Genomic DNA, 9,914 nt, shown 5'->3' with positions numbered 1-9,914 from the left:
TTAGGTAAAACACCCCCTTTCAACCAAACACCAACTAACACCTTAATACATGAACAAACCTTCATGCATCCATGATCATCGACCAAATCTACACCGGCTGCCTCGCCCAGGGCGCTTACTACATTGAGTCCGACGGGGAAGCCGCCATCATCGACCCGCTGCGCAGCCCGGCACCCTACCTGAAGCGCGCCAACGACGCCGGGGCCAAGATCAAATACATCTTCGAAACTCATTTCCACGCTGATTTCGTCAGTGGTCACCTCGATCTGGCGAAGGAGTCCGGCGCAACCATCGTGTACGGCCCTGGGGCCAAAACGGATTACGCGAAGCATACCGCCCACGACATGGAAGATTTCCACGTCGGCAAACTCACCATCCGCGCACTCCATACGCCCGGTCATACGCTGGAAAGTACTTGTTACTTATTATTAACCGAGGAGGGCAAGCCCCACGCCCTTTTTTCCGGCGACACCTTGTTTATCGGTGACGTTGGCCGGCCCGACCTCGCCCAGAAGTCCGGCGCCCTCACGGTCGAAGATCTGGCTGGCCTCCTCTACGAATCCCTCCGCCGCCGCATTATGGTGCTGCCCGACGACGTAATCGTCTACCCCGCCCACGGCGCTGGCTCGGCCTGTGGCAAGAAGATGAGTCGCGAAACCCAGGACACGCTCGGAAACCAGAAGGAAACAAATTACGCCCTGCGCACCGACATGACGCGCGCGGAATTCATCAGGGAAGTGACCGACGGACTGCTTCCCCCGCCCGCCTACTTCGGCGAGAACGTCCGCCTGAATAAGGAAGGCTACGAAAGCTTCGAAAAAGTGATGGACCGTAGCCTCCAGGCCCTTCCCCCCGCTGAATTCGAACGCGCCGCCAACAACGACCGCCCCCTCCTGCTCGACGTCCGTGATAAAGCGGAATTCGTAAAAGGATTCGTTCCCAACAGTATTTTCATCGGCCTCGACGGATCCTTCGCCCCCTGGGTCGGCGAGCTCGTGCCGGACCTCAAGCAACCCATCCTCCTGATTGTCGACGCGGGTCGCGAAGCCGAGGCCGCCGAACGCCTTAGCCGTGTCGGGTACGATGGCGTATTAGGCTATTTAGAAGGGGGCATCGAAGCCTGGAAAAGCTACGGTGGCGAGCTCGACCAGTTGGAAACCATCGACGCGCACACGTTCGGCGAGCGTCTGCGGGCCGGTAAAGTACCGGCGACGCTAGACGTGCGCAAAGAGGCAGAGTTTAAGGGTGGCCACCTGAGTGTTGCCAGCAATGTTCCCCTGAATGAACTCAGTAGCCGTCGGGGGGAACTCTCGAAAGCAGGGACGATCTACGTGCACTGTGGCAGTGGCTACCGATCCACCATCGCTACGAGCCTGTTAAAATCCCGTGGGGTGGACGACATTGTAAACGTGCAGGATAAGGTGGCTTTGATCTTGGGACAAGAAGTGACCGGGTAGTATTAAAGCTCCGCCAGTAATTTCGTGCGGCGTACCGCTCACCCCGGCCCCTCGTTCTTGCTGGTCGAAAAGTCCGGGTGCAGGATGAGATCCGCAACGCCCCTTCACGTCAGACCAACAAACGCCCGTGCGCATTCGCCTCGATAAATGGTTCCCCGCCCCCCCCGATTTTGGTCGGGCTACGGTCGTCACTGACCTAGTTGCCGGCCTGACCGTCGGGGTGCTGCTCGTGCCCCAGGCGATGGCGTACGCGCTGCTGGCCGGGGTTCCACCGGTTTACGGCCTGTACGCCGCATTGGTACCACTCGTTGGTTACGCGCTTTTTGCTTCTTCGCCACACACATCGGTAGGACCGACGGCGCTGGCCTCGCTGCTTTGCCTTAACGGCATTGCCGGACTGGCGCAGCCGGGCTCGGAAACCTTTATTGGTTACGCCATCCTTCTCGGTGGCCTGACGGGAGTGCTCCAGCTGCTGTTTGGCTTACTGCGCTTTGGCGGCATTGGCAGCTTGCTGAGCCGGCCCGTGCTGTCCGGCTTCGTCTCGGCGGCGGCGGTACTGATCATGTTCTCTCAGGCGGATGCATTGCTGGGGGTTCGTACGGAACGAACGCGTTTCTTTCACGATACGGTGTTAGAATTGGCGCGAAACGTCGGGGCGCTCCACCTGCCCTCCGCGGCGCTTGGTTTACTGACGCTCTTGTTGTTGCTGCTGGCGGGAAAATTCCTACCGAAGAAGTTTCCGACCATGTTGGTGCTGATCGTTACGTCCACCGCACTAATCGCGCTGGTGGGTGCGGACTGGGGCGTCAAGATCGTGGGTGCGGTCCCTTCGGGTTTGCCGGGTTTGGCCATGCCGGTTCTTAGCTGGGAAGTGGTACTGGAGTTGTTGCCCGTGGCGGCCGTGATTGCGCTGCTCAGTTTCATCGAGACGCTCTCGATCGGCAAGGCATTTTCGCCGCGGCACCAGCATTACCGCATTGAACCCAACCGGGAGTTGGTTGCCCTCGGTTTCAGTAAGCTACTCGGCATGTTTTTTCAGGCCATTCCGAGTTCGGCTAGCTTTAGCCGGTCGGCGGTGGGGGAAGGGGCCGGCGCGCTGACGCCGCTGAGCTCGCTCTTTACGGCTGGCCTGCTGGTACTGGTGCTGCTTTTTCTTACCCCGCTTTTCTACTATTTACCCATCCCCGTTCTCGCCGCCCTGATCATCTACTCCGTGCGTAAGCTCTTCGACGTGGCGGAGATGAAACGCCTCTGGAAACTAGCGCCGAAAGAGTTTGCTACCCTCGCCATTACTTTTCTATTTACGCTATTTGCCGGCCTTCAGTACGGCGTAGCCGGCGGCGTAGTTCTTTCGTTGTATTTCGTCTTCGCCCGCGCCGCGCGGCCACACATGGCGGAGCTGGGGCGCGTGCCCGGTACGAACGCTTTTCGCAACTGCGCCCGCTTCGCCGCCGCCGAGACCGACCCGGGCATTTTGATCATGCGTTTCGATGCGGAACTTTACTTCGGTAACGCAGACTTTTTTCGCCAGCAACTCGAGCGATTCGTTGACGCGCGGGGGGAGGCGCTCCGGTCCGTCATCATCGACGCGCACACGATCAACGACCTCGACACCAGTGGTCTGTTTTCTCTCTCCCAGTTTCTCGACGTGCTCGACCGGCGGGGGGTGGAGCTCTACCTCTGTGGCGTAATCGGCCCGGTGCGGGACATGCTCTACAAATCCGGCATGATGGAGCGGATGGGGGCTGCTTACTTTTTCCTGTCGATCCAGGATGCGCTGACCCACATTGCGGAGGAGCGGGGGGACCGGGGCTGGGATTTGCCGGCCGTGCAGCACCGTTAGCGAGTAGTCAGTTATTATCCTAAACCCCCTTTTATTGCACGTTAAACAGTGCTGGAGAATAACTAATCCCAACTCTGTCCGGCCCCAGACAATGCTCCCTTAAGGGAATAAACTTAGGTACGTTTCCGTGCTTATGTGTCCACGGCATTCGTTGACTGGCTACGTGATTAGCGTGTGTTTCACTTAAAATCCATTTTTTACACCTGCGGAGTGGGCAAACCAACAATCCCGCCCCGTTTTTAAACTCATAACCTAATGTTCAAACTCTCTTCCCCCCTCCTGCTGGCCATCCTGGCCATCTTCGCCCTTGGTTTTTCCTCCTGCGAAGACGATGACGACACCGACGCGGTTCGTCCCAACACCATCTCCGCCATTGTGGATACCAACGATGATTTCACCCTCCTCCGCGCCGCCCTGGAACAGACGGACCTGGACGATGTGCTCGATAACGTCAGCGGCAATTTTACCGTTTTCGCGCCAACGGACGCCGCCTTTGCGGCCGCCAACATCGATGCCGCCGGCCTGGCCGCCATGGATAATGACACGCTTAGCAACATCCTGCTTTACCACGTACTGGGCGCGAGAGTCCTCGCCGCCGACATTGCTGCTGGCACTAGTTTCCCAACGACGCTAAATGAGACCGGCCCGGACGATGCTCCGCTGAGTCTCGTACTGAACAATGCTAACGGCGCGGTTACCGTCAATGGATCGACCACCGTGACAACCGCTGACGTAGCCGCCGACAATGGCGTCATCCACATCATCGATGAAGTCCTAATGGCTCAGAACATCGTCCAGATTGCACAAGATGCCCCCGGACTAAGCACCTTAGTTAGCTCCCTGGGAACGGCTAGTCTCGTCGAAGCACTGAGCGACGACGGACCCTTCACGGTGTTCGCCCCCACTAACGCTGCTTTCACCGCCATTGACAGCACGGTCGCCACGCTCACCGTACCGGAATTGACTAACATTCTTACCTACCACGTCGTCAACGGCAACGTGCGGGCGGATGGCATTCCCAGCACGGCGAATACCCTGCTGGCGGGTGAAGGGCTTACTTTTGGTGGCACCGGAAACACGACGATCACGACTACGTCGGATCCGGCCCAGAACGTAGAGATTTCCTCAGCTAATAACATCCAGGGCACGAACGGTGTGGTCCACCTGATTCCTACGGTTTTGCTACCCACTAACTTCTAGTAGCGATTCATCCGAACTGGCCTGCTTTTTTGGTCAACTTTGCACCCGCGTCCGCGCCCCAATATGGAGTGTGGACGCGGTGCATTTAAGGCAACATCAACCTATTTGACAAATGCGCGTTATCTTTGCCAAACAAGGTCGCAAAAAATACCACGGAGGGAATCGCAAGGTTCCCTTTTTTTTGTGTCTCCACCCAAATTTTAGCGCAGCCATTATGTGCGGTGATTTGGGCACGGATGCAGGTGCAGTGTGATCGGGAAAAAACAGCAAAGGGATATGGTCGAGAAGATCACCAAATTACTGGAAAATTTTATCGCGGAAAACGAAGAGTTCGGCGACGCCTTCGTCGTGGACGTGCACCACACGAACACGAAAGTGGATATCTACGTCGACAGCGACTCCCCGATGACCTTCGAAAAGTGCCGCACCCTCAGTCGCCACATCGAAGCCTACCTCGATGCGGAACAGCCCCTCGGCGAAAAATATACCCTCAACGTCAGCAGCCCCGGCGTGGACCGGCCGCTAAAATTTCACCGCCAGTACGTCAAGAATAAGGGTCGTACCTTGGAAGTGACGACGAACGCGGGCGACAAGTACAAAGGCGAGCTCATCAGCGTCACCGAAGAAGGCGTTGTCCTTTCCGCCAAAATCCGCCGCAAGGAGGGTAAGCGCAAAGTGACCGTCGTGGAAGAAACCCCGGTGGCCTTTGCCGACATTAAAAAATCAATCGTAAAAATTAGCTTCTAGCGAATTATGAATCTCGTAGATACATTCAAAGAATTCAGCTCCGGCAAATCGATCGACAGCCCCACCATGGTGCGGATTCTCGAAGACGTTTTCCGGACCCTGATCAAGAAGAAGTACACCACCGACGATAATTTCAACATCATCGTGAACGCTAACCGGGGCGACCTCGAACTGTGGCGCGTCCGCGAAATCGTCCCGGACGGTGAAGTCACCGACGAGCTCTCCGAGATCTCCTTCTCCGAAGCCCTGGCCGTGGACGACGATTACGAAGTCGGCGAAGAATGCTACCAGCAACTCTTCTTAGAAGACTTCGGGCGCCGTTCCATTATGGCCGCGCGCCAGACGCTGATTAGCCGCATTATGGACATCGAGAAAGATGAGCTCTACCGTAATTACACGGAGCGCATCGGTGATTTAGTCCTCTGTGAAGTGCAGCAGATCCTCAAGCGCGAAGTCCTCGTTATCGATGACTCTAATGGTCGTGAGCTGGTCCTTCCCCGTACCGAAACCGTCCGGGGTGACTACTTCCGCAAGGGAGATATGGTCCGTGGTATCATCAAGGAAGTCGAGATGCGGAACAACAACAACCCCGTTGTCATTGTCTCCCGCGCCGACGAGCGCTTCCTGGCTAAATTGATGGAGCAGGAAGTCCCCGAGATCGAAGACGGTCTGATTACCATCAAGGGTATTGTCCGTATCCCGGGTGAGCGCGCCAAGGTATCCGTCGAATCTTACGACGAGCGTATCGACCCCGTCGGTGCTTGTGTCGGTATGAAAGGTTCCCGCATCCACGGCATCGTCCGGGAGCTGAACCAGGAGAACATCGACGTGATTCACTACACGAGCAACACGTCCCTCTACATCCAGCGTTCCCTCACGCCCGCCCGCGTGAGCAACATCGAGCTGGATCTGGAAGCCCGCCGCGCCAAGGTCTACCTGGAGCCTGACCAGGTCAGTCTGGCCATCGGCAAGGGTGGTACGAACATCAAGTTGGCTAGCCGATTGGTGGAATTTGAGATCGACGTATACCGGAACAACGAAGTTGAAATTGATGACGTCGACCTCGACGAATTTAAGGACGAGATCGAAGCCTGGGTACTCGACGCTTTCAAGAGCATCGGCCTCGATACGGCAAAGTCCGTGTTGGATTCGACGCCGGAAGAGCTCATTCGCCGGACGGACCTGGAAGAAGAAACCGTCACTGCCGTGCTTGCCGTCCTGGCTGCGGAGTTTGACGGAGAGTAATTTCGGCGGTGCCTGAACGGCGCACGACTTAGTGAAGCACCATCAGGTTCCTCGACTGAAGCCAACTTTTCACACTTACCTTTTGTGGGCAAATTTGAAAGGTTGGCTTTTCTGCCGCACGGTAGTCAAGGAAGGCACCCGTCGGTGACGCCCTGCGAGCGCGGTTTCGCCTAGTGTCGCTGATGGCGAGAAACACAAGCGTTCAACAAAGTATAAAGTCGCGTTGTTGGATAACGCGCTCCGGGGTCAGGCCCGGGTTCGCCGGATTTTTCGGTGACGCACCTCATACGCGGAAATAAGTAAGCGACTATCCACCCCGCCGCAAGCGGCGCTTTAGTTAATTGCCTATCTTTGCATCGCTTCCGGGAATTCGTCCCGGTCCTGTTCCCCTCAGAGCGGTATGGCTAGGGGAAAAACAAACGGCTATTTAGGGTATTCTTAAATTGCCCCGCGTCTGTACAGCGCGGTTACCTGATGTATTGTGCATAATTGATCGAATGAGTAAACGACTAATTAAGGTAGCAAACGAGTTGAACGTAGGGACCTCGAGAATCGTCGAGCATCTGTCCACGAAGGGTTTTGAGATCGACAACAAGCCGACTTCGAAGTTGACCCCTGAAATGGAAGACGTCGTCCGTGCAGCTTTTGCGAGCGCCGCGTCGGATAAGAAAAAGGCGGACGCCCTGGAATTCAACACCAGGCCCACCGCCGTGCCACCACCACCGCCGCCACCACCACCACCGATGGCTCCAGGAAGAGGTGTGCCACCATCACCCCGCGTAGGCGGCGCACCGCCGCCGCCACTGCCGGGTCGCCCGTCGGCCCCGTCGGCTGCGCCCGCTCCCACCATTACCCCCGTTACCGGTGGTACGCCCCCTCCACCACCATCTGCACCCGCGGCACCAGCTACGGTAGACGAAAGTGGTGGACGCAAAGTCCCCGGCCTAAAAGTGTTGGGAACAATTGACTTGGATGCCGCGAAGAATCGTGCCAAGCCGAAGAAAAAACCAGTACCCGCCAAGCCAACACCCCGGCCAGCTGCCAAAGCAAACCCAGCTACCCCAGCCGGCAAGGCTCCGAGCACTCCGGCGCAGCCCGCTAAGCCAGCCACTCCGGCAACCCCTGCGGCCGCACCCGCTGCGAGCGCAGGTACTACCCCCGGTGGAGCCGCCCCCGCGTCCGATCAACCAGATACGATCCGTTCCAAGACCCCCGCACTGCGCGGCTTAAAGGTCATGGGTAAGATCGAGATCAAAAAGCCGGACGCTAATGCAGGTGAGCGCCGTAAACGTAAGCGTAAGAAAATCACCACCGGCCCCTCTACGGGTGGTGGTGGTCGTGCCAATTCCGGTGGAGCGAGCAATCGAGGACGCACCGGAGGCAACAGCCGCCGCGACGAGCCCAAAGAAGTTTCCGCTAAGGAAATTGAAGACAAGATCAAAGCAACCATGGCCCGCATCCAGGGCGGTGGTGGTGGCGCCAAGAAGAAGCGTCAGCGTCAACGCCGGGATAACCGGGATCGCATCCGTGAACGTCAGGAAGCCGTCGAGGCGGAACGCAGCACGGACAAGCTCCAGGTAACGGAATTCGTAACCGCTCAGGAGTTAGCTAACGTAATGGACGTCGGTATCGGCGAGGTCATCATGGCCTGTATGAACACCGGCGTGATCGTCTCGATCAACCAGCGCCTCGATGCAGAGATCATCGAACTGGTCGCCGAGGAGTTTGGTCACGAAATCGAATTCATCACCGTCGAAGAAGATGTTGAAGAAGAAGAAGTATTCGAAGACGCGCCGGAGGATCTTCAGGAACGCCCGCCGATCGTCACCGTCATGGGTCACGTCGACCACGGTAAAACTTCCTTACTCGATTACATTCGCAAAGCTTCCGTAACGGAGGGTGAAGCGGGCGGCATTACGCAGCACATCGGTGCGTACGAAGTTCGGGCCGATAACGGCAAGAAAATTACCTTCTTGGATACACCGGGTCACGAAGCCTTTACGGCCATGCGTGCCCGTGGTGCCAAGGTGACGGACATCGCCGTCATCATCATCGCCGCGGACGACGACATCATGCCGCAAACGAAGGAAGCCATTAGCCACGCTGAGGCCGCCGGCGTCAAGATGATCTTTGCCATCAACAAGATTGACAAGGCCGGTGCTAACCCCGACAAGATTAAAGGAGAACTCGCGCAGATGGGCTACCCCATCGAAGCTTACGGTGGTAAGTACCAGAGTGCGGATATTTCCGCCCTCAAGGGTATCGGCATCGAAGGCTTGATGGAACTCATTCAGCTAGAAGCCGAAGTACTCGAACTAAAAGCCAACCCAGACCGCCCCGCCGTTGCGACCATCGTGGAAGCATCGCTGGAGAAAGGCCGCGGTTACGTTACCAAGGTCATCGTCAACCACGGTACGCTGAAGATTCAGGACATCATCGTTGCCGGTGAGAATTCCGGCCGCGTGAAAGCCATGTTCAACGAATACGGTAAGCGCGTCAAGGAAGTCAAGCCGGGTAGCCCGACGCTACTCCTCGGTCTCGACGGAGCACCGCAGGCCGGTGAGATGCTGAAGGTCATGGCCAGTGAGCAAGAGGCCCGCCAACTAGCCGGTCGCCGCTTACAGATCAACCGGGAGCAAGCCAACCGGGCCAGTAAGCGAATCTCGCTCGACGAGATCGGTCGCCGTCTCGCACTGGGTAACTTTAAGGAACTCAACCTAATCGTTAAAGGTGACTTTGACGGTTCCGTAGAAGCTCTGTCCGACTCACTGATCAAGCTCTCTCAGGAAACCGTTCAGGTAAACGTTATTCACAAGGCGGTAGGTCAGATTATTGACTCCGACATCCTTTTGGCGACCGCTTCCGATGCGATCATCGTTGGCTTCCAGGTTCGCCCCAGTGGCTCCGCCCGGAAGCTGGCCGAGCGCGAAGGCGTGGAGATCAAGACCTACTCGATCATTTACCAGGCGATCGACGAGATCAAGGACGCCATCGAAGGCATGCTCGAACCCACCAAGGAAGAGCGTACCGTCTGCCAGATCAGTGTTCGCGAGACTTTCAAAATCTCTAAGATCGGTACCATCGCCGGTTGTTACGTCGACGAAGGCAAGGTCACCCGCAATACGCTCATCCGCATCATTCGCGACGGCATCGTTACCTACCCACTCAAAGAGGGTACGGTTGGCGAGCTGGCTAGTCTGAAGCGCTTTAAGGATGACGTGAAGGAAGTTCGCGCCGGGTTTGAGTGTGGACTCAACATCAAGAACTACAATGATATCCGGCCCGGAGACATTATTGAGGGGTATGAGATTGTTGAGATTGCTCAGAAAATGAAGTAGTAAAACACTTAAAGTTTTAAGATTAGCCCTGCTTGGATCATCCAAGTTGGGCTTTTTTTTGCCACAAAAACACAGAAACACAAA

Annotated in this window: 6 protein-coding genes; all 6 read left to right on the top strand. The window is 56.8% G+C overall.

The genetic code is table 11. The annotated features are described in order from the left end of the window. Nucleotides 1–71: 71 nt before the first annotated feature. The gene (locus GGR27_RS15640) at nt 72–1,457 is read left to right on the top strand and encodes an MBL fold metallo-hydrolase (protein WP_168038990.1); all 1,386 of its coding nucleotides are present in this window, start codon (nt 72–74) and stop codon (nt 1,455–1,457) included. 127 nt (nt 1,458–1,584) lie between these two features. Next, a complete protein-coding gene (locus GGR27_RS15635; protein WP_168038988.1) occupies nt 1,585–3,300 on the top strand; it encodes a SulP family inorganic anion transporter in 1,716 nt (571 codons plus the stop codon). A 255-nt stretch (nt 3,301–3,555) separates the two neighbouring features. Beyond that, nucleotides 3,556–4,500, top strand: coding sequence for a fasciclin domain-containing protein (locus GGR27_RS15630; RefSeq protein ID WP_168038986.1), 945 nt, complete (start codon nt 3,556–3,558; stop codon nt 4,498–4,500). Nucleotides 4,501–4,776: 276 nt separating this feature from the next. Further along, nucleotides 4,777–5,247, top strand: a complete 471-nt coding sequence (locus GGR27_RS15625; protein WP_168038984.1) for a ribosome maturation factor RimP — start codon at nt 4,777–4,779, stop codon at nt 5,245–5,247. A gap of 6 nt (nt 5,248–5,253) precedes the next feature. Further along, nucleotides 5,254–6,492 (top strand): transcription termination factor NusA, encoded by a 1,239-nt coding sequence (gene nusA, locus GGR27_RS15620; protein ID WP_168038982.1) that lies wholly within the window; start codon nt 5,254–5,256, stop codon nt 6,490–6,492. A gap of 497 nt (nt 6,493–6,989) precedes the next feature. Beyond that, entirely contained in the window at nt 6,990–9,830 is a 2,841-nt protein-coding gene (gene infB / locus GGR27_RS15615) for a translation initiation factor IF-2 (RefSeq protein WP_168038980.1), read from the top strand. Nucleotides 9,831–9,914: the final 84 nt, after the last annotated feature.

The organism is Neolewinella antarctica (assembly GCF_011927835.1).
Taxonomy (GTDB): Bacteria; Bacteroidota; Bacteroidia; order Chitinophagales; family Saprospiraceae; genus Neolewinella; species Neolewinella antarctica.
The sequence above is the reverse complement of the archived record's forward strand: the minus strand, read 5'-3'. Positions and strand labels throughout refer to the sequence as shown.

Bases quoted from the DNA above. Each gene is read 5' to 3' on its own strand.
- GGR27_RS15640 (WP_168038990.1), top strand. From the start codon at position 72: ATGATCATCGACCAAATCTACACCGGCTGCCTCGCCCAGGGCGCTTAC.
- GGR27_RS15630 (WP_168038986.1), top strand. From the start codon at position 3,556: ATGTTCAAACTCTCTTCCCCCCTCCTGCTGGCCATCCTGGCCATCTTC.
- GGR27_RS15625 (WP_168038984.1), top strand. From the start codon at position 4,777: ATGGTCGAGAAGATCACCAAATTACTGGAAAATTTTATCGCGGAAAAC.
- nusA (WP_168038982.1), top strand. From the start codon at position 5,254: ATGAATCTCGTAGATACATTCAAAGAATTCAGCTCCGGCAAATCGATC.
- infB (WP_168038980.1), top strand. From the start codon at position 6,990: ATGAGTAAACGACTAATTAAGGTAGCAAACGAGTTGAACGTAGGGACC.